We start from the raw sequence: 17,633 nt of genomic DNA on the forward strand, positions 1-17,633 counted from the left end.
GGGGCGTTGCCGCAGCGCGGATGCGGCGCGATCGCCCCTTCGGGCAGCAGGCGCGGGGTCCGGCCCGCAGCGGTCGAACGCCGGCGAGCACCTCGGCGACCTGGCCCCCGCGACCGGGGATCCCGGTCGGCGCACCCGGGGTTTCGCGGACCCGTCGGGGTCGCTGTGTCGGCGTTCACCGGGCAGCGCGCTCAGGATTATCACAGCTCGCCGTCGGTAGGCTGGCCCGATGAGCGCCTTTCCTGCCACGCTGGTGACCGTCACCGACGACCTGGACGCGGTGACGACGATCGGCCACGAGGACGATCCGGCCGACGTCGGGTCCTCGCGGGCCGACGTCGAGGCGATCTGGGCGTCGGTGCGCACGTGGTACGCGATGGGCACGACGCCCGCCATCCAGGTGTGTCTGCGCCGCAACGGCGGGATCGTGCTGAACCGGACGATCGGGCACGGCTGGGGCAACGCACCGAGCGACGGACCGGATGCCGAGAAGATCCTGGCGACACCGGAGACGCTGTTCTGCGGGTTCTCCACCGCGAAGGGCGTCGCCGCCACGCTGATGTTCATGCTCATCGAACAGGGCGCGTTCGGGCTGGAAGACCGGGTGGCCGACTACATTCCCGAGTTCGCGGCCCACCGCAAAGGCGTGATCACCGTCGGCGACGTGCTGTCGCATTCGGCGGGTATTCCGTTCATCACCGCACCGCACAGCGGAACCGCGGCGGTCCTCGACGAGGAACTCGCCCTCGCCGCTCTCACCGACCTGGTGCCGAGCTGGGCGCCCGGCCGTTTTCGCGTCTACCACGCGCTGACCAGCGGGTTGATCCAGCGCCTGCTGGTCCAGCGCGCCACCGGCAAGCGGATGCGCGAACACCTCGCCGAACAGGTCCTGACCCCACTCGGCTTCCGCTGGAACAACTTCGGCGTCGATCCCGCCGATGTCGACAAGGTCGTGCCGAGCGTCAAGACCGGCCCACCCCAACCGCGCCTGGCCCGATTCCTGGCGAACAAGGCCCTCGGCGGCCATCTGGACAAGGCGTCGAAGGCGACCAATGACGCTTTCCTGGCCGCCGAACTCCCCTCCGGCAACCTGGTCACCACCGCCTACGAACTCTCCCGCTTCTACGAAATCCTCGCGCGTGGTGGCGAATTGGACGGCACGAGAATCATCGGGACCGGTACTCTGCGCGACGCGATTGCCCCCGCCGACCGCATGCTCGGGCTGGCCGGTCGCGTCAGCCGCGCCGGATTCGAGCTCGGCGCCCGCCGGTCCAAGTTCGGCCGCGATACCGGGTCGCACTTCGGTCGCAGCGGTCTCACCACCCAGTACGGCTGGGCCGACCCCGATCGTGGCCTGTCGGGCGCCGTTCTGACCAACGGCAAAGCGAGCACCGACCTCGATCGCCCGTGGCAGCTGGTCGCCCAGATCTCCGGCACCCTGGGCCCACTGCCGCCCGCCGGGCGGCTCTTCCGGCCCTGACCGGACGAGCGACGCCGATCAGAAGTAGGTCCCGCTGAAAGGCAGTGTGGGAGTGGCGAAAAGGTGGTCGGCGGCGTCGACGGCACCCGCGCGGTGCTCGACCACACGACCGGCGAGGGCGAGCTGGCGCCAGGTCGACCCGCCGAGGTAGATCGCGCCGAGGGTCGCGACGTCGACGGTGACATCGGCGGGATCATCGACTCTGAGCACCTGCTCGGCGCCGATCCGGTACCGGCCGGTGTTGGCGGTGCGGATCGCGTCCTCGACCTCGACGATCACCGGCGGCGCGTCGCGGTAGGTCCGGCGGGCCAGCGCGGCGGGGACATCGACCAGGCGCAGCCAGGTTTCGTCGTGCACCCCCGCGACGCCGACCGCGCGGTCGTCGGTGAACAGATGCCGCAGCGGCGCATCCGCCGGCGCGAACGCGAAGCTCACCTTGTCGACGAGATCGACCGAGAGCAGGTGCCGGATCAGGCCGAGGTAGGCCTGCGGGGTGGTCGCGACGAGATCGTCGACGACGATCGTGCGCTCGCGGGTGGTGAACCAGTTCGCGGTGTCGACCGGATGGTAGCGCGCGAACCCGTCCTCGGCGCCGACCGGGCCGTGCGTCACGGCGTACACCGGCTCGGCCGCGGTGCGTTGCTTCAGCTTCCACCAGTAGTCGGGCCGGTCGATGGCGCCGGTCCAGGAGATCGCGGCGGTCGCGTAGATCTGCGGAAACAGTTTCCACGCGTCGGCCGGTTCGACGAACCGCACCGGACCCGACGGTGGCACTGTCTCACGCAGGCGGGCTCGGCCACGGTGCAGGTCGAGGCGCGCGAACGAACTCGCCAGGCCGTACCCGAAACGCTCGTAGATCGAGGCCTCCGACGCTCGCAGGGTCGCCACCACTTCGCCCCGCTCGGCGATGTCGTCGAGCTGTCGGCGCAGCAGGGCGGTGAGCACGCCGCGCCGGGTGTGGGTGGGCAGCACGCCGACATGGGTGACCGCGGCGTGCGAGACGCGCGCGCCACCGGGGACGACCAGCCAGCTGGTGTAGGACTCCGCGGTGCCGACCAGCCTGCCATCGATGCGAGCGCCGAGCGTGCGGCCCGGTTCGGACAGGTGGTCGCGATGCGGCGGCAGCGGCGGCAATCCCACCATCGCCGCGCGGAACAACGCGCCCGCCGCGTGCAGGTCGTCGTCGCCGTGCAGGGTGTCTACGTCAACAGCCATCCCCTCACTGTTCCCTATTCGGCGCGGCGCCTCTACTCGGGATCGACCACGACCACGACGCCGCTCGGCGCTTCGAGCACGTCGAGCGTGCGCGCGGCGGCGGTGTCGACGTGGATGCGGGGTCGCGCCGGTGGGGTCGCCTCGTAGTACGTTCCGGGACCGTAGAACTGGCCGTAGCGCAGGACGACGCCCCCCGCGGCGAGGACGGCGGATTCGTGGGTCGCGATGGCGTCGCCGCGGCCCGCCGGCGGCGTCCAGGCGATGCTCTGGGCGAGAAAGCGTTTCGCCTCGGAGGCCGTGGCGGCCGCGAGCAGATTGGCGGTGCCCTCGGTGCGGATACGCGAGTTCGCCTCACCGGAGGCGGCCAGTCGCGCCACATCGTCGGGGAGGTCGGTGAGCTGATGCAGGACGAGGTCGGGGGCGAAGTCGAGCACCGCGGTGGTGAGGCCGTCGGCGTCGTAGACGTCGTGGACCACCGCGGTGGCTCCGGTCGCACGGACCGCCGCCGCCTTACCCGGGGAGCGGGTCAGGCCGGCCACCTCGTGACCGGCGCCGACCAGCAGTGGCAGCAACCGTGATCCGATGACGCCGGTGGCGCCCGCGAGAAAGATACGCACAACCCCGACACTAGCGGGGCAGTCGATCAGGCCCCGATGACCGCGTTCATGATGGTGCCCGCGCTGGTGGCGACCGCGCCGCCCGCCATGGCGCTGGCGATCATCTTCGGCGACTGCAGGCCGCCGCCGTTCCACTTCTCCCAGGCGAAGCGGCCACCGCCGTAGGTGATGGCGGTGACGCCGGACAACAGGATCATCCAGGTGAAATACCGGCCCAGCTGCATCACTTTGTCGGCCATCGGCGGCGCTTCCGGCGTGGGATTGCCCACCTGGGCGACAACGACGTTATAGGTGTCATGCACTGCGGCCAGGATCATGCTCACGATCGGTGCTCCTTCGTCGGTTGTTCGTGGTGAAGCCGATGTCGAGAACTCGTGACGCGGTAGAACCCAGATATGTTGAACATTCAACCTCATGGGCGATTCGGTGACGTGGGCGACACTCCGCGTCGACCATGACCGCAGTCACAGCCGCGGATCCGTGCCCGCGTCGCGCCGTGCCCCTAGTATCGAGCGTGCGGGGCTCGTTCAGATTCGGCGCGACGAGGCGCTGACCACCACCTTCATCGCACGACTACCGTACCGCGAGGAGGGCACCATGGCTTTCCTGATTCCCTTGTTCGTCGCGTTTCTTCTGGCAACCGGAGCAGTGGTAGTGGCTTCTTACGCCACCGTTTCCCTGACCTATTGGTTTGAATCACGCCGGATCCGTCCGGAACAGTCCGACCCGCAACCTGCACGCTGAGCCCTGTTCCGACCCGATGTCCCGGTACCCGGCGCGGTACCGGGACATCGTCGGTTTCGCGCCCGATCGCGGTCAGGGCAGATCGAGACCGGACTGCGACGCGATCACCGCGGCCTGCACCCGCGACTGCACACCGAGCTTGCTCAGCACCCGGGAAACGTGCGTTTTCACCGTGGCCTCACCGATACGCAGGCGCGTACCGATCTGGATATTGGACAGACCGGCGCCGAGACCGGCGAGCACCTGACGTTCGCGGTCGGTGAGCGCGGACAGGTCGGGCGGGGGCGCGACGTCGGCCACGCGGGGCAGCGCGGCGATCACCGCGCGCGTCACCTTCGGGTCGAGGACCGCGTCCCCTTCTGCCACCGCCAGCACGGCGCTGACCAGGTCGTCGCCGCCGACGGACTTGAGCAGGAATCCGCTCGCACCGGCCGAGAGCGCACCGAGGACGTATTCATCGATCGCGAAGGTGGTGAGCACCAGCACTTTCGCGCTGGTCTGCGCGACGACGGCGGCGGTCGCCTCCAGCCCGTCGACGCGCGGCATCCGCACGTCCATCAGCACCACATCCGGGCTCAGTGCCCTGGCTTGGCGAACCGCGGCGGCGCCGTCGGCCGCTTCACCGATCACCCGCACCACACCGGACACTTCGAGCAGCATCCGCAAACCCGCGCGGATGGTGGCGTGGTCGTCGGCTACCAGCACTGTGACTGTCACTTGTCTCCCAGGGGAATGCGCGCGCACACGCGCCAGGTGCCGTCCTGTGCGCCCGCGGTGATGGTGCCGTCGACCGATTCCGCGCGAAACGTCATGTTGCGCAAACCGTTTCCCTGCCCTTGCAGGATTCCGGGCGGGATCGGATTCATCGCGGTCACCACCAATCGTGTCGCGTCGCGGCGCAATTCGATATCGAGGGGCTTGCCGGGGGCGTGTTTGGTCGCGTTGGCGAGAGTCTCGCTCAGGATCCGGGTGACGACGGCCTCGACCGCGGTGGGCAGTTCGAGATCGGCGGGCCTGCGTAACGTCACCGAGCCGCCCGCCGCCTCGGCCGCGTCGATCAGGCCGTCGAGGGAGGCCAGCCGGGTGGTCACCGCGGTGTCGTCGGGGGCGGTGAGCAGTTCGATGGTCGTGCGCATCTCCTCCACCGCGGCCAGGCTGCCCGAGCGGATCGTCGCCAGCACCGCGGTGTTACCGGGATCTTTGAGCGCGACTTCGGCGAGGATGGCGACGGCGGAGACGTGGCCCGCCACCGCGTCGTGCAGGTCACGAGCCAATCGCCGCCGCTCCTCGCCGATCGCCGCGGACCGTTCGGCATCGCGGGCGGTGAGCTCGGCGCGGGCCGCGGCCCGTTCGGCCTCGACCGTGCGACGCGAGGCCCGCACCGCGCGGGCGTAACCGAGCGGCGACCACGTGAGCGCGACGCCGATCAAACCGGTGTAGAAGGCCGCTCTGACCCCGAACACGGTCAGCGCCAGCAACGATCCACCCAGGGTCACCGTCAGCGAGAACCAGCCGACCACCGCGCCCAGCCGGTCCGATCCGGTGCTGACGGCCAGGAAGATCACGTCGGTCAGCGCGATCCACAGCGGCAGCGACGGACCGAGCACGAAGTCACCGGCCAGCAGCGCGACCATCAGGCCGAAGGCGAGCGCGGGCCTGCGCTGCGCGGTCAGCTGGATCGCGAACGCCGCGCACAACAGCGCCAATTTCGCCGGTGGTGGGTACAGGTCGCGGTCGACCACGACCGCCCAGCCACCCGCCGCCCACAACAGCAAGCCCACCAGGAACACGCCGACGGCGGCCGCGGTCGAGCTGTCGTGCACGTCCGCGAGCCGGCTCAGGAGCGTGCGGGACGTGGGCATGCCCCATTTCAGCACATCGCCGGTACGGGCCGGGTCCCCCGAAAGGCGGACCGGCGACGGACCACAAGCGGGACGACGGCGGACCGACGTGCCCGGCACAGTGAAGGAATGAACGAACTGAGCAACCCCGTACTACTGACGATCGCCGCGTGCGAAGTCGGTTTCTGGGTGCTGGTGGTCGGCGGATTGCTGCTGCGGTATGTGATCCGATTGCCGCGTGCGAGCACCGTGACGTTGGCTTTGGTGCCGGTGCTGGATGTGGTGCTGGTCGCGGCGGTGGCGATCGATCTCCACCGGGGTGGCGAGGTGAGCTTCGCCCATCGTGTCGCCGGGATCTATCTCGGTTGCACAGTGATGTTCGGTGGCCGGATGATCCGGTGGGCCGACGAGCGATTCGCCCGCCGATTCGCCGGTGGGCCGGTCCCGGTGAAGGTCCCGAAGTACGGGCCCGAACGCACCCGCAAGGAATGGGCCGACTTCTCCCGCTGGCTCGGCGCGGCAGCCATCGCCGGCGCTCTCACCCTCGCGTTGAGCTACACCGTCGCCGATGCCGCTCAACGCGAGCAGTTGATGGGAGTGTTCGGCAGCCTCGGCGTGATCACCGTGATCTGGCTGCTCACCGGGCCGGTGTGGGTCACCGGGTCACGGCGCGACTGAACTCGATGCCGGCTCAGACGGTGGCAGCGGACTGTTCGCTGATGACCTCACCGATCCAGGGCAGCACCGCGGACCGCACCTCGATCGTGCGCGGGAGCAGCCCGTTGACCGCGAGGAGGTCGGCGGCGCGTTGCTGTTCGTCGAGGAAGTCCTCGCTCACCGGATGCACGCCGAAGGGACGGCCGCGCAGCGCGGCTTCCCAGGCATCCAGGTCGGCGGGGATGCCGCGCGCCTGAGCGTCGTCGACGAAGTACTGGGCCGCCGCACGCGGGTTCGCGGCGATCCAGGCGTCGGATTCCTGCAGCGCGGCCAGCACCGCTTCCACCGCGGCGCGGTTGCCTTCGGCCAGGTCGCGGCGGGTGAACCACAGCGACGGGTGACTGAAGACCGAGGCGGTGTCGACCAGCGTGGTGAGCTCGGTGGCCGCCTCCACCTCCTGCAGACCGGGGTAGGTGCCGACCCAGGCATCGAGCTCACCGGCCAGCAGCGCGGCACCGCCGCCGCGCACGTCGACGTCGATCGGTTCGACGTCGGCCCAGGTGAGACCGGCCTGGTCGAGGGCGAACAGCAACAGCGTGGTCTGCCACGAGCCGTGGGCGATCCCGACCCGCTTGCCTTTCAGGTCCGCGGCGGAGGTGATGCCGCTCGCCGCGGTCGCGACCAGCCTGCCGTTCTCCACTCGCGGGCCCGAGATCCCCAGGTAGACGATGTCGCGCTGGTTGGCGAGTGCGGTGAGCGGCGGGGTGAAGCCGGTGCCGATGATGTCGTAGCCGCCCTCGGTGAACAGCCAGTCCGAATGTTCGCCCGGCAGCCCGGTTTTCGGATCCACGCGGTCGGGGTGTGGCAGAGCGCGCAGGTCGACCCATTCGACCTCGGGCAGCAGGCGTTCCAGGATCCCGCGATGGCGCAGGACGAACAGCGAATTGTTGTGCGGGAAGTAGCCGACCCGGATGCTCATCGCGCGTCTCCGATCAGGCCGAGGCGACGGGCCTCGTCGGCCAGACCGCTGCGCTGCCACTGCACGGCGAGATTCGACGGATCGAATTCGACGGAGCCGCCGAGGGTTTCGGCGATCGCCTGATACTGTGCGCCCTCCTCGAGCAGCACGACGAACTTCGCCAGTTCCAGCAGACCGGCGCGACCGATCACATTCGCGCCGCCGTTGGCCTCGAAGATCGCGACCAGGTGCGGGTCGGCCTCGAGGCGGCCGAGGATGAAATCGCCCGCACCGATCGTGCGGTCGATGTGCGGCGGGATCTCGCGCGACAGGGTGAGTCGCTGCGAGGCGGCGTAGCGGATGGGCAGGGTGCGGTGGGTCTGGGCCCAGCCGCCGAGCCACGGGGTGTGGATGTGAACGACGGAGGTGATCTCGGGGTGCGCGCGGAACACCTTCGCGTAGCCGGTGACGAATCCGGCGGATCCCTTGCCGGACAGTACTTCTCCGTCGAAGGTGGCGACGACGGGCTCGACGGTCCGGTCGTCGGCCCACGGGCCCGGCTCGTTGAGGGCGACGGCGATCTCCTCGCCGGGCACGCGCTCGACGAAGTTGACGGTGCCGTTGCCGGTGACGGTTCCGGTCTCCCGGAATACCCGGAACGCGGTGTCGGCGTCGCGGGTGACCGCATCGACGAAAGCGGTGACGGCCTCCGGCAGACGGGTTTCGGTGGTGGTCAAGATGGCTCCTGCGTTATCGGGCCGTCGCGAGGACGGCGTCGGTGGACGGGGTGGTGAGCCGGGAACGGCCCAGCAGTGGCAGTACTTCCTCGCCGACCCGGTAGGCCTCTTCCAGGTGCGGGTTGCCCGCGAGGATGAAGGCGTCGACACCGAGGTCGATCAGTTCGTCGAGCCGCTGGGCGACCTGTTCATAGCTGCCGACCAGGCCGAAGGCCGGGCCACCACGGATCAGGCTGAATCCGCACCAGACGTTGGGCTGGACTTCCAGATCGCGGTAGCCGGTGATGGTTTCGGGCACCCAGCCCTTGATCCGGGCAGCACCGACGGAGTCGCCCTGGGCGGCGCGGTTGGCGGCGTCGCGGTCGACGAAGGCCCAGCCCTTCTCGATCTCGGCCCAGGCCGCTTCCTCGGTGTGGCGGGCGACGATGTCGATGCGGACCGCGAACTTGGGTGTGCGGCCCGTGGTTTCGGCGTTGCGGCGGACGCCGTCGAACTTCGCGCGCAGGTCGGCGTAGGGCTCGAGCCAGGACAGATAGTAGTCGGCGTGGCGGCCCGCGGCGGCCACGGCGGCACCCGAGGAACCGGAGAAGTACACCTCGGGGAAGGGCTGTCCGGCCAGACCCGGCGGGAGGGCGGCGCCCTCGGTGCCGAAGAAGCGGCCGTCGTGGTCGAAGGGTTCGCCGTCCCATACCCCGCGCAGCACGTCGAGGAACTCGCTCGTGCGTGCGTAGCGGTCGTCGTGGGAAACCTTGTCGCCCCACCACAATTGGGCCGGTCCGCCGCCACCGCTGATGATATTGTAGACCAGTCGCCCGCCGGTGGCGCGCTGCAGACTCGCCGACATCCTCGCCGCCTGCACGGGATGGAGGAAGCCGGGCTGGAAGGCCACCATGAAGCGGTAGGTGGTGGTCTCGGCGGCGAGTGCGGCGGCCACCGCCCACGGGTCGTCGGTCACCGGGAACGAGGGCAGCAATCCGCCGAGGAAGCCCGCCGATTCCGAGGCCTTGGCGACCGCGGCGACATGGTCGAGATAGCTGTACTGATCCAGTGCGCCGTCGCGAACGGCCGGTGCGATGTTGCCGGGCCCGTAGCCGCCCGCGTTGCCCCGGTTGTAGCGGCGCGGGGCGCGCAGGGAGGCGTGGTCGCCTTCCATGCCGATGCGCCAGTAGACGTCGATGGTCATGCGGTGAGCTCCTGCGCGGTGGTGAGGGTGCGGCCGGCCGGGTCGGCGAGGAACAGCAGGTGTTCGCCCGCGCGGTGGATTTCCTCGATGTTGGGGTGGCCCGACAACACGAAGGTCTGTACGCCTGCCGCCTGGTAGGCCGAGAGCTGGTGCGCCACTTGCTCGTAACTGCCGACCAAGCCGATCGGCCGGTCGTAGCCGAATGCGTCGAAGCCCGCCCAGCGTCCATCACCCAGCGCGTGTTCGGCGACAGTACCGGGGCGGTCGAGCTCGTCCCACTGGCGGTGGACCCTGGCCCAGGCTTCGTCCTCGGTCTCCCTGGCGATGATCGGCAGCTCGAGACCGACCCGCACCCGGCGCCCCGCGGCAGCGGACCGCTCCCCCAATTCGGTGACGGCGGAGGCGATTCCGTCGGCGTGCTCGCCGAAGAGGTGGACGTCACCGTGCGCGGCCGACAAGGCCAGCGCGGCGGGTGACGTGCCGCTCAGGTGGACGGTCGGGAACGGCAGACCGGACAGGATGCCGCGGAATCCCCCGTCGACGACGTCGTAGTACCGGCCCGCGTAGTCGAAGCCGGTGCCCGCGAAACCCGCTGCGCCGATGTCGTTCTCGTTCCAGACGCCGCGCGCGACGGTGAGGAATTCCGCGGCGCGGTCGTAGCGCTCGTCGCCGGTGACGCGATCGCCGCGCGCGCGGGCCTCGGCGTCGTCGGTGTCGACCGCCAGTCGCCAGTTCAGCCGGCCCGCCGAGTGCCGCTGCAGGGTCGCCGACACCTTGGCCGCGTAGACCGGTGTGCCGAAAGCGGGCTGGAATTCGACCGTGACTCGCGTGTAGCGGGTGGCCCGCAGGGCGGCGGCCGCCACGATCCAGGATTCCTCGCCGAGCGGGTCGTAGGGCGCGAGCACACCGTCGAAGCCGTTCAGTTCGGCGGCGTCGACGATCTGGGCGAGATCGTCGAACGGACCGAAGCGGCCCGGACGCACATCGGTGGTCTCGAGCGGCGGTGCCGGCGGGCCGAAGCCACCGCGACCGCGCAGACCCGGGTCGGCGCGCCGACCGTCGCCACGGCTGGGCAGCCGCCACAGGAATTCGGTCATGCGAGCACCCGCTCGGCGGCGACGAGTTCGCGTGCCCGAGCCAACGGCTCGGCGGCGACCCAGGATTCGAGATCGAAGTCGGCGGCCAGGAAGCCGTGGGTGTAGAGGAACTGCTTCTGCACGCCGAGCAGTTCGACGCGTTCGGCGGTGAGCGAGGGGTGCAGTCCGCGATGGAACTGGTCACCGTAGGCCGCGACGACACCGTCGGGCCCGGACTGTGTTTCGCGCTGCAGCACCGTGCGGACGCCGTCGAGATCACCGGCTGCCCAGTCGGCGGCGCGCAGGCTCTGCGCGAGGAATCCGACGACGACCTCGGGCCGCGATTCCAGCAGGTCGGCGTGCACCGTGATGGGTCGCGGGGTGCCGTTGTTGACCCGCAGGTGCTTGGTGGCCGAGGCATCGAGGTCGACCGCGACACGCAGACCGTTCTCTGTCGCCACTTCCTGAGCGCGGGCGCCCTTGACGTAGATGGCGTCGACCTTGCCGTCGAGGAGTTCCTCGACACCCCACGTCGTCGAGCGCCGTGCGCTCTGAATGACGGTGCGCACCTGCGGATCCCGCTCGACGTCGAGCTCGACGACCCGGACATCGGCCAGGGTCAGCCCGGCGGGCCGCAGCGCGTTGGCGAAGCCGTGCAACGCCATCGCACGCGGGAAGCTGCGCGCCTGGTCCTGCGCCCACGCAGGAACACCGACGCGCAGACCGGCCAGGCCCGCCGCGTCGGCGACCGGCGAATCGGGGCCGACCAGGATCGCCTGGGACTCGTCGATCCAGGTGAGCCCGATCAGGCGGGTCGGCGAACCCTGCGCACGAGCGGCGAGGGCGGGCACATTGCCGCCCTCGCGGATCAGGCCCGACAGGTCGTGGAGGAAGTGGTGGCCGGCGAGCTCGGGGCCCGCGTCCTGGAGAACGCCGAACTCGAGACCCGCGCTCGCGGCGGTCTCGCCGAGCCAGCCGAGGCTGTGCGCGAGACCGCTCGCGGTCGGCACGGGGCAGCGGGTGTACCACAGGGTTTCGGTCATGACAGGCTCCTGGTGTGTGGTCCGACGCCGAGCTGGGCGAGGAATTGCGTGCGGTAACCGAGGGTTTCGGGTGCCGCGTGATCGCGCGGTTGGGGTAGGTCGATGACCTCGTCGACGGCGAAACGCCCGTGATCGAGGATGATCACCCGATCGGCGAGGCGGATCGCCTCGTCGACGTCGTGGGTGACCATGAGGACGGCGGGCCGGTGCCGGGCGACGAGATCGCCGACCAGGTCCTGCATCTGGAGCCGGGTGAGGGCGTCCAGTGCCGCGAACGGTTCGTCGAGCAGCAGCAGTTCCGGTTCCCGCACCAGCGCTCTGGCGAGGGCGGCGCGCTGGGCTTCGCCACCGGACAGCGTGGCGGGCCACTGGCCTGCTTTACCGTCGAGGTGGACTTCGTTCAGCGCGCGCAGACCGGCTTCACGTTGCGCCTTGCCGCGCCGCAAGCCGACGATCACGTTGGCCAGCACCCGCTTCGACGGGATCAGCCGGGGCTCCTGATAGACCGTCGTGCGACGGGCGGGCACCAGCACCTCACCGGCATCGGGGGTTTCGAGCCCGGTGAGCAGACGCAGCAGGGTGGTCTTGCCGGTGCCGCTGGGGCCGAGCAGCACCACGAACTCGCCGCGGCGGATGGTCAGGTCGACTCCGTCGAGGACTGTCTTCTCACCGAACGCCTTGCGCAGACCGGTGATCGATACCGCGACCGGGGCCGGAGCTTCGGTCTGGATCTGGACCGGCGCGGCTGCTGTCGTCGTCATCGGATCGCCACCTGCTTCCGCCATGGCATCGCGTAGCGTTCCGCGAGCCGCACGAGTGCGTCGAACACCAGACCGAGCAGCGCGTAGAGGACGACGCACAGCACCATGTAGTCGGTGCGGTTGTATTCCTGAGCGAGGGTCACCAGGTAGCCGACGCCCTCCTGGGTGCCGACCTGCTCGGCGGCGATGAGCGCGGTGATGCTGATCGACAGGCACACGCGCAGCGCCATCAGGATCCCGGGCAGGGCGGCGGGCACGATCACCTCGACGACCAGCCGGGTGCCGGTGAGCCCGAAACTGCGTGCCGCCTCGACCATCTTGCGGTCGACGTTGCGCACGCCGAGATAGGTGTAGGCATACATCGGCGCCGTCGTCGCCACCGCGATGAGCAGGATCTTGTACAGCTCGTCGATCCCGAACCAGGCGATGAACAGCGGAACCAGCGCCAGGAACGGCACCGCCCGCACGATCTGCATGGTCGAATCGACCAGCTCCTCCCCGAGGCTGGACAAGCCCGACAGCAGGCCGAGCACCAGCCCGACCGCGACGCCGATCGCGACCCCGGCGGCCGCGCGCCCGAACGAGGCGAGCGCGAAATCCACCAGCTGGCCGCTGTCGAACAGTTCGACGAACGCCGACCAGACCGCGCCGGGGCCCGCGATCACCCGCGGCGAGATCGCGCCGCTCGCCGAACCCACCCACCAGACCAGCACGATCGCGGCGGGCAGAACAGCACGCAGGCCCAGTGACAACCATCGCGGCCGCTGCCGGGCGACGCGCGCCCGGGGCGGGGCCAAGGCGAGGGTGCTCATCGTCACTTGCCCTTCAACGCGGCGAGCTGGTCGGGGGTGAGCTTGGATTTCAGGTCGTAGAAGATGTCGGCGGCGGTGATCCGGCGGGAGATGACGCCGTTGTCGGCGAAGGTGTTCACCACGTCGGCCAGGTCGATGGCATCGGACTCGGCGGGCAGGCGGGGCACGGTGACCTCACCGCCGACCCGGACCGCGTCGGCGAGCCGGTCACCGGTCAGCGCACGCGGGCCGGACTTCTCGAAGACGTTCTCGAAGTCGGCGGGCGCGGCCTTCTGCTTCGCGGTGAGTCCCTGCAGTACCTCCAGGTACTTCGCGGCGATATCGGGGCGCTGGTCGAGGACCTCGGTGCGGAACACCACCACGGTGTTGTCCTTGGAGCCGACGGACTTCTCGGTGGCGATCTCCTTGGCGCCCGCGGCCTTGGCCTCCTGATAAGGCACCAGGAACGAGGCCCACGCGTCGACCTTGCCGGTCGCGAAGGCCGATGCGGCGTCCTTCTGCTGCAGGGGCACCCGGGTCACCTTGTCGGCCGGAATGCCTGCCTGGGCCAGCGCTTTGAGCGTGATGTACTCGCCCTTGCCCGCGGGATTCACCGCGATCCGCTTGCCCACCAGGCCGGCCACGGTGGTCACGCCCGACTCCGGGGTCACCACGATGCCGCTCTGATCCTGACCCGCCGGGTCGGCCACGGCGACGATCTTCACACCGACGTCCTTGGACAGCGCGCCGACCACGGGGCTGAACGCGGCGCCGGAGACGTCGAGTTCGCTCGTGTTGAACAACTTCAACATGGAGCTGAAACCCGGTGTGGTGCTGACCCATTGGATCTTGGCGCCCAGCGGGGCGAGTGCCTTGTCGAAAGTGCCGTCGCGCTTGCCGACCGCGAGCGGGCCGCTGTTGCCCGGATCGGTGACCTTGAGAACGAACGAGGCTTGCGCCCCCTGTTCCGGCGTGGAGTCGGAGCCACACGCCGCGACGAGGGCTACGACGGGGACGATCGCGAGAGCGATCCGCGAGAAGGCCGGCAGCCTGCGGGACATCGGGGCTCCTGTTCGGGGCTGGGGGGTTGATGCCTTCGCAGCGTAGGAGCGGGTGTGGTCTCGAACGAGGTATGCCTTTCCACGGATCGGAAAGCTTGACAGCGGTGGACTTGTCGTTCTATGGCACGTGACGGGGGTTCACCGGCGCCCGCTTTCCACATAACGGAAGTTCGAGCGGTCGCACGCTCGAACACCTGTGTTACCGTCGGCGCTGTGGAGACCTCCAGCGTGCAGACCGTGACCAGGGCCCTCTCGGTACTCGACTGCTTCCGTGGCGGCGAGGAGCGTGGGGTCTCCGAAGTCGCCCGCGCCCAGGGCCTGGCGGTCAGCACCACCCACCGCCTGCTCGGTGCGCTCGTCCAGGCCGGGTTCCTGGAGAAGGACGCCGAGTCCAGTCGCTACCGGATGGGCGGAGCGCTGGCCGAATACGGTCAGATCGCCTATCGCCAGCACCGGATCTACCTGGCCGAGCCCTACCTCGAGCAACTGGCCGCCACCACCGGCGCGACCGGGTCGGTGGCCACCCGCCACGGCATCCACGCCGTGCTGCTGGGCACCAGCCGGTGGCGCGAGAGCGACGGGCACAAGCTCCAGGGCGTGCGACTGCCGTTGCACGCCAGCGCACTCGGCAAAGCACTGCTGGCGTGGTCGGAGGCCACCGATGACGAATTGCGATCGCTGCCTTACGAAGAGGGCACCGAGCGTTCGGTGTCGAGCCCGGAGGAACTGCGCGCGGAACTGATCACCACCCGCGAGCGCGGCTACGCGTTCAACGATCGCGAACTCGACCCAGGATTCCGGACCATCGGCCTGCCGATCCTCGATGGCCAGGGTCGCTGCCGTTTCGCCCTCGGTATGCGCGGGCCCGCGACGCTGATGATCGATGAGCGGGTGCCGTTCTTCGTGGAACTGGCCAAGGTCACCGCGGCCGATATCGCCGCGAGGTTCGCCGCCGACTGAAGACCCGCTCGCCACCGATCGCGTCACACCCTCGGAAAATGCCGCGCGGAAACGGTCGCGCCCCCGATACCGTGAACCGAGTGGTTAGTCGATGCAACGAAAGGACCCCGGTGGCTACCGATACCGCGAGCCCGGCTGTCGGTCTGCGTTCCGAACGAGGTTCGATCCTCGCCTCGCTCATGCTCGCCACCGGGCTGGTGGCGCTCGACTCGACCATCATCGCGACCGCGGTCCTCACCATCACCGACACTCTCGGCGGGTTCGCGATGTTCCCGTGGTTGTTCTCCATCTACCTTCTCGCACAGGCTGTTACGGTGCCGATCTACGGCAAGCTCGCCGATATGGTCGGGCGCAAGCCGGTGATCCTGTTCGGGATCGCGGCGTTCGCGGTGGGGTCACTGCTGTGCGGGCTGGCCACGAGCATGGTGGCGCTCATCGCCTTCCGGGCGATCCAGGGCATCGGAGCGGGCGCGATCCAGCCGATGACAATGGTGATCGCCGGTGATCTGTACACACTGGCCGAACGCGCCAAGGTCCAGGGGTACCTGGCCGGGGTGTGGGCGAGTTCGGCCGTACTCGGCCCGCTGCTGGGCGGCTTGTTCGCCGACCATCTGAGCTGGCGGTGGATCTTCCTGATCAATCTTCCGCTGTGCGCGGTCGCGGCGTGGATGCTGGTGCGCCACTTCACCGAATCGGCGGTGCGCCGCACCCAGCGCATCGACTATCTCGGCGCGATCCTGCTCACCGTCGGTGCGGGTGCGTTGATCCTCGCCCTGCTCGAGGGCGGTCAGGCCTGGGACTGGACCTCGCCGGTCTCGCTCACCCTGTTCGTGGGCAGCGTGGCGGTGCTGGCGCTGTTCGTGGTGGTCGAACTGCGGACGGCGAATCCGATTCTGCCGCTGTGGATCTTCACCCGGCGCGTGGTGATCGCGAGCAGCACGGTCTCTCTGCTGGTCGGCGCCGTCATCCTCGGATTGACGTCGTACGTACCCACTTTCGCCCAGGGCGTGCTCGGGACCACCGCCCTGGTGGCCGGACTCACCGTAGGCGGACTCACACTCGGCTGGCCGCTGGCCGCGACTCTGTCCGGAAGGCTGTACCTGCGCTGGGGATTCCGCATCAGCGGCGTCGTCGGCAGTACGATCGCCGCCCTCGGCTGCGCGACCACGCTGCTCGTCGGACCGCAGTCGAGCCCGTGGCAGATCGCGGCCTCCTGCTTCCTCATCGGCTGCGGGATGGGCCTGGTCGCCTCCCCCACCCTCATCGCCGCCCAGGCCAGCGCCGAATGGCACGAACGCGGCGTGGTCACCTCCGCCAACATGTTCGCCCGTTCCCTCGGCAGCGCACTGGGCGTCGCGGTGTTCGGCGCCATCGTCAACGCCGGCATCCACAACCCCGACCACCCCTCACCGGGCGAACTCGCCGACGGCATCCACCTGGTCTTCCTCGCGATGCTCGCCATGGCCGTCGTCATGCTCGCCGCCGCCGCGACCATGCCGGGCCGCGGCCACGTCGCCTCGACGATCAGTGCGCCGTGATCCATTGCGCGATGTCGGCCACGACCTCACCGTCGACGTGCCGCGCCCGCGCGTAATCCGCGGGCATCGAGGGTGAGTCGCCGGGGAAGAACAGGTGGTCGTCGGCGGGGTAGGTGCGGATGTCGACGTTCGCTCGGCCGGCGAGGCCCGCTCGCCACTGCGCGAGATCGTCCTCGACGGTGACCTGATAGTCGCGCTCGCCCTGCAGGATCAGCATCGGGATGTCGAGGGTCGCCGCGACCGCGACCGGGTCGTACGCGCGCAGGTCCAGCCAGTAGGCGGCGGACTGGCCGAACGGGAGGTCCTCGGCCGGTGTCTCGAGTGAGAGCTCGGGGCTGTCCACCCGTTTCGCCTGCTCGATCGCCGTCTCCACAGAGGGCAGTGCCGCGACCGCGACCGGATCCACCTCGGCGAGGTGGCGCAGAACTCGCACCACAGCCCACCACATCGGCGCCGTGTCACCGGCCATCGTGATGATCCCGGCGACCTCGCCGGCGGCATCGGCCACGCGCGGAGCCATCCTTCCGCCCATACTGTGGCCGACCACGTGGATTCGCTGCGCGTCGACACCCGCTGTCGCCCTGAGGATTTCGACAGCGGCCAGAGCATGGGGAAGGTACTCGTCGCGCACCGTGAACCCCGCTGTCGCAGCGACCGCGTCGGCGTGGGTGAGGGTGACCTTGTCGAAGCGCAGGACCGCGATGCCACGCGAGGCCAGCCCCCACGCGATGTCCCGGTAGATCCGGTTCGGCCCGACGGTTCCGTCCCGGTCGAACCCACCGCCACCGGCCAGGATCACGACCGCCGGATGCGGGCCGGGAGCCAGCGGCACGCTCAGGACACCCGCGACAGCGAGCTCGCCGGAGCCGACGGTGACCTCGCGATCAGCGAAGACCTCCGGGTTCACGTAGTCCGGGAGCTGCCACGACTCGATGCCTGAACGCGCCGTCTCGTTGCCGACCATGGGGTGT

19 protein-coding genes are annotated in these 17,633 nt (G+C 69.6%); 5 read left to right on the plus strand and 14 right to left on the minus strand.

Features of this window, described 5'->3' with window-relative positions:
- Window positions 1–229 precede the first annotated feature (229 nt).
- Window positions 230–1,480, plus strand: a complete 1,251-nt coding sequence (locus tag ACFWFP_RS10185) for a serine hydrolase domain-containing protein (RefSeq protein ID WP_379294401.1) — start codon at window positions 230–232, stop codon at window positions 1,478–1,480.
- An 18-nt stretch (window positions 1,481–1,498) separates the two neighbouring features.
- On the opposite strand, the gene ACFWFP_RS10190 is transcribed toward ACFWFP_RS10185, so the two are convergent.
- From ACFWFP_RS10190 to ACFWFP_RS10200, 3 genes are read right to left on the minus strand one after another with little or no spacing between them, the layout of a single operon-like run.
- Entirely contained in the window at window positions 1,499–2,695 is a 1,197-nt protein-coding gene (locus tag ACFWFP_RS10190) for a GNAT family N-acetyltransferase (protein ID WP_379294402.1), read from the minus strand.
- 32 nt (window positions 2,696–2,727) lie between these two features.
- Window positions 2,728–3,312 (minus strand): NAD-dependent epimerase/dehydratase family protein, encoded by a 585-nt coding sequence (locus tag ACFWFP_RS10195; protein WP_379294403.1) that lies wholly within the window; start codon window positions 3,310–3,312, stop codon window positions 2,728–2,730.
- Between the two features lie 26 nt (window positions 3,313–3,338).
- On the minus strand, window positions 3,339–3,629 hold the full coding sequence (locus tag ACFWFP_RS10200) for a hypothetical protein (protein ID WP_211300305.1): 291 nt from the start codon (window positions 3,627–3,629) through the stop codon (window positions 3,339–3,341).
- Window positions 3,630–3,726: 97 nt separating this feature from the next.
- Here ACFWFP_RS10200 and ACFWFP_RS10205 point away from each other — a divergent pair, with 97 nt between their 5' ends.
- Window positions 3,727–4,056, plus strand: coding sequence for a hypothetical protein (locus ACFWFP_RS10205; RefSeq protein WP_379294404.1), 330 nt, complete (start codon window positions 3,727–3,729; stop codon window positions 4,054–4,056).
- Between the two features lie 72 nt (window positions 4,057–4,128).
- Here ACFWFP_RS10205 and ACFWFP_RS10210 read toward each other — a convergent pair whose 3' ends face one another.
- Complete coding sequence (locus ACFWFP_RS10210; protein WP_379294405.1) at window positions 4,129–4,773, minus strand: response regulator; 645 nt, start codon at window positions 4,771–4,773, stop codon at window positions 4,129–4,131.
- The gene (locus tag ACFWFP_RS10215) at window positions 4,770–5,918 is read right to left on the minus strand and encodes a sensor histidine kinase (protein WP_379294406.1); all 1,149 of its coding nucleotides are present in this window, start codon (window positions 5,916–5,918) and stop codon (window positions 4,770–4,772) included. Before ACFWFP_RS10215 ends, ACFWFP_RS10210 begins: the two co-directional genes overlap by 4 nt.
- A gap of 108 nt (window positions 5,919–6,026) precedes the next feature.
- On the opposite strand from ACFWFP_RS10215, the gene ACFWFP_RS10220 reads away from it, so the two are divergent.
- Entirely contained in the window at window positions 6,027–6,575 is a 549-nt protein-coding gene (locus tag ACFWFP_RS10220) for a hypothetical protein (RefSeq protein ID WP_379294407.1), read from the plus strand.
- Window positions 6,576–6,588: 13 nt separating this feature from the next.
- On the opposite strand, the gene ACFWFP_RS10225 is transcribed toward ACFWFP_RS10220, so the two are convergent.
- From ACFWFP_RS10225 to ACFWFP_RS10260, 8 genes are read right to left on the minus strand one after another with little or no spacing between them, the layout of a single operon-like run.
- Window positions 6,589–7,533 carry an ABC transporter substrate-binding protein gene (locus tag ACFWFP_RS10225; RefSeq protein ID WP_379294408.1) on the minus strand — a complete coding sequence of 315 codons (945 nt, stop codon included), beginning with the start codon at window positions 7,531–7,533 and terminating at the stop codon, window positions 6,589–6,591.
- Entirely contained in the window at window positions 7,530–8,249 is a 720-nt protein-coding gene (locus ACFWFP_RS10230) for a class II aldolase/adducin family protein (protein WP_379294409.1), read from the minus strand. Before ACFWFP_RS10230 ends, ACFWFP_RS10225 begins: the two co-directional genes overlap by 4 nt.
- A gap of 13 nt (window positions 8,250–8,262) precedes the next feature.
- Window positions 8,263–9,432 (minus strand): LLM class flavin-dependent oxidoreductase, encoded by a 1,170-nt coding sequence (locus ACFWFP_RS10235; RefSeq protein ID WP_379294410.1) that lies wholly within the window; start codon window positions 9,430–9,432, stop codon window positions 8,263–8,265.
- Window positions 9,429–10,529 (minus strand): LLM class flavin-dependent oxidoreductase, encoded by a 1,101-nt coding sequence (locus ACFWFP_RS10240; protein ID WP_379294411.1) that lies wholly within the window; start codon window positions 10,527–10,529, stop codon window positions 9,429–9,431. Before ACFWFP_RS10240 ends, ACFWFP_RS10235 begins: the two co-directional genes overlap by 4 nt.
- Window positions 10,526–11,551 carry an ABC transporter substrate-binding protein gene (locus tag ACFWFP_RS10245; protein WP_379294412.1) on the minus strand — a complete coding sequence of 342 codons (1,026 nt, stop codon included), beginning with the start codon at window positions 11,549–11,551 and terminating at the stop codon, window positions 10,526–10,528. The genes ACFWFP_RS10240 and ACFWFP_RS10245 overlap by 4 nt, the downstream gene beginning before the upstream one ends.
- A complete protein-coding gene (locus tag ACFWFP_RS10250; RefSeq protein WP_379294413.1) occupies window positions 11,548–12,312 on the minus strand; it encodes an ABC transporter ATP-binding protein in 765 nt (254 codons plus the stop codon). The genes ACFWFP_RS10245 and ACFWFP_RS10250 overlap by 4 nt, the downstream gene beginning before the upstream one ends.
- Entirely contained in the window at window positions 12,309–13,124 is an 816-nt protein-coding gene (locus ACFWFP_RS10255; protein WP_379294414.1) for an ABC transporter permease, read from the minus strand. The genes ACFWFP_RS10250 and ACFWFP_RS10255 overlap by 4 nt, the downstream gene beginning before the upstream one ends.
- Before the next feature lie 2 nt (window positions 13,125–13,126).
- Window positions 13,127–14,164, minus strand: coding sequence for an NrtA/SsuA/CpmA family ABC transporter substrate-binding protein (locus tag ACFWFP_RS10260; RefSeq protein ID WP_379294416.1), 1,038 nt, complete (start codon window positions 14,162–14,164; stop codon window positions 13,127–13,129).
- Window positions 14,165–14,377: 213 nt separating this feature from the next.
- Here ACFWFP_RS10260 and ACFWFP_RS10265 point away from each other — a divergent pair, with 213 nt between their 5' ends.
- Both ACFWFP_RS10265 and ACFWFP_RS10270 read left to right on the plus strand, forming a co-directional pair.
- Window positions 14,378–15,124 (plus strand): IclR family transcriptional regulator, encoded by a 747-nt coding sequence (locus tag ACFWFP_RS10265; protein WP_379294417.1) that lies wholly within the window; start codon window positions 14,378–14,380, stop codon window positions 15,122–15,124.
- A gap of 110 nt (window positions 15,125–15,234) precedes the next feature.
- On the plus strand, window positions 15,235–16,662 hold the full coding sequence (locus tag ACFWFP_RS10270; RefSeq protein WP_379294418.1) for an MDR family MFS transporter: 1,428 nt from the start codon (window positions 15,235–15,237) through the stop codon (window positions 16,660–16,662).
- Here ACFWFP_RS10270 and ACFWFP_RS10275 read toward each other — a convergent pair.
- Window positions 16,649–17,626: an alpha/beta hydrolase family protein gene (locus tag ACFWFP_RS10275; protein WP_379294420.1), complete on the minus strand. Its 978-nt coding sequence runs from the start codon at window positions 17,624–17,626 to the stop codon at window positions 16,649–16,651. The two genes, ACFWFP_RS10270 and ACFWFP_RS10275, sit on opposite strands and share 14 nt — an antisense overlap.
- Window positions 17,627–17,633 lie beyond the last annotated feature (7 nt).

It is taken from the genome of Nocardia sp. NPDC060249 (assembly GCF_042728755.1).
Lineage (GTDB): Bacteria > Actinomycetota > Actinomycetes > Mycobacteriales > Mycobacteriaceae > Nocardia.

Coding starts and splice junctions, on each gene's coding strand:
- ACFWFP_RS10185 (WP_379294401.1), top strand. CDS start 230: ATGAGCGCCTTTCCTGCCACGCTGGTGACCGTCACCGACGACCTGGAC.
- ACFWFP_RS10190 (WP_379294402.1), bottom strand. CDS start 2,695: ATGGCTGTTGACGTAGACACCCTGCACGGCGACGACGACCTGCACGCG.
- ACFWFP_RS10200 (WP_211300305.1), bottom strand. CDS start 3,629: ATGATCCTGGCCGCAGTGCATGACACCTATAACGTCGTTGTCGCCCAG.
- ACFWFP_RS10205 (WP_379294404.1), top strand. CDS start 3,727: ATGGGCGATTCGGTGACGTGGGCGACACTCCGCGTCGACCATGACCGC.
- ACFWFP_RS10215 (WP_379294406.1), bottom strand. CDS start 5,918: ATGCCCACGTCCCGCACGCTCCTGAGCCGGCTCGCGGACGTGCACGAC.
- ACFWFP_RS10220 (WP_379294407.1), top strand. CDS start 6,027: ATGAACGAACTGAGCAACCCCGTACTACTGACGATCGCCGCGTGCGAA.
- ACFWFP_RS10225 (WP_379294408.1), bottom strand. CDS start 7,533: ATGAGCATCCGGGTCGGCTACTTCCCGCACAACAATTCGCTGTTCGTC.
- ACFWFP_RS10235 (WP_379294410.1), bottom strand. CDS start 9,432: ATGACCATCGACGTCTACTGGCGCATCGGCATGGAAGGCGACCACGCC.
- ACFWFP_RS10240 (WP_379294411.1), bottom strand. CDS start 10,529: ATGACCGAATTCCTGTGGCGGCTGCCCAGCCGTGGCGACGGTCGGCGC.
- ACFWFP_RS10245 (WP_379294412.1), bottom strand. CDS start 11,551: ATGACCGAAACCCTGTGGTACACCCGCTGCCCCGTGCCGACCGCGAGC.
- ACFWFP_RS10250 (WP_379294413.1), bottom strand. CDS start 12,312: ATGACGACGACAGCAGCCGCGCCGGTCCAGATCCAGACCGAAGCTCCG.
- ACFWFP_RS10255 (WP_379294414.1), bottom strand. CDS start 13,124: ATGAGCACCCTCGCCTTGGCCCCGCCCCGGGCGCGCGTCGCCCGGCAG.
- ACFWFP_RS10260 (WP_379294416.1), bottom strand. CDS start 14,164: ATGTCCCGCAGGCTGCCGGCCTTCTCGCGGATCGCTCTCGCGATCGTC.
- ACFWFP_RS10275 (WP_379294420.1), bottom strand. CDS start 17,626: ATGGTCGGCAACGAGACGGCGCGTTCAGGCATCGAGTCGTGGCAGCTC.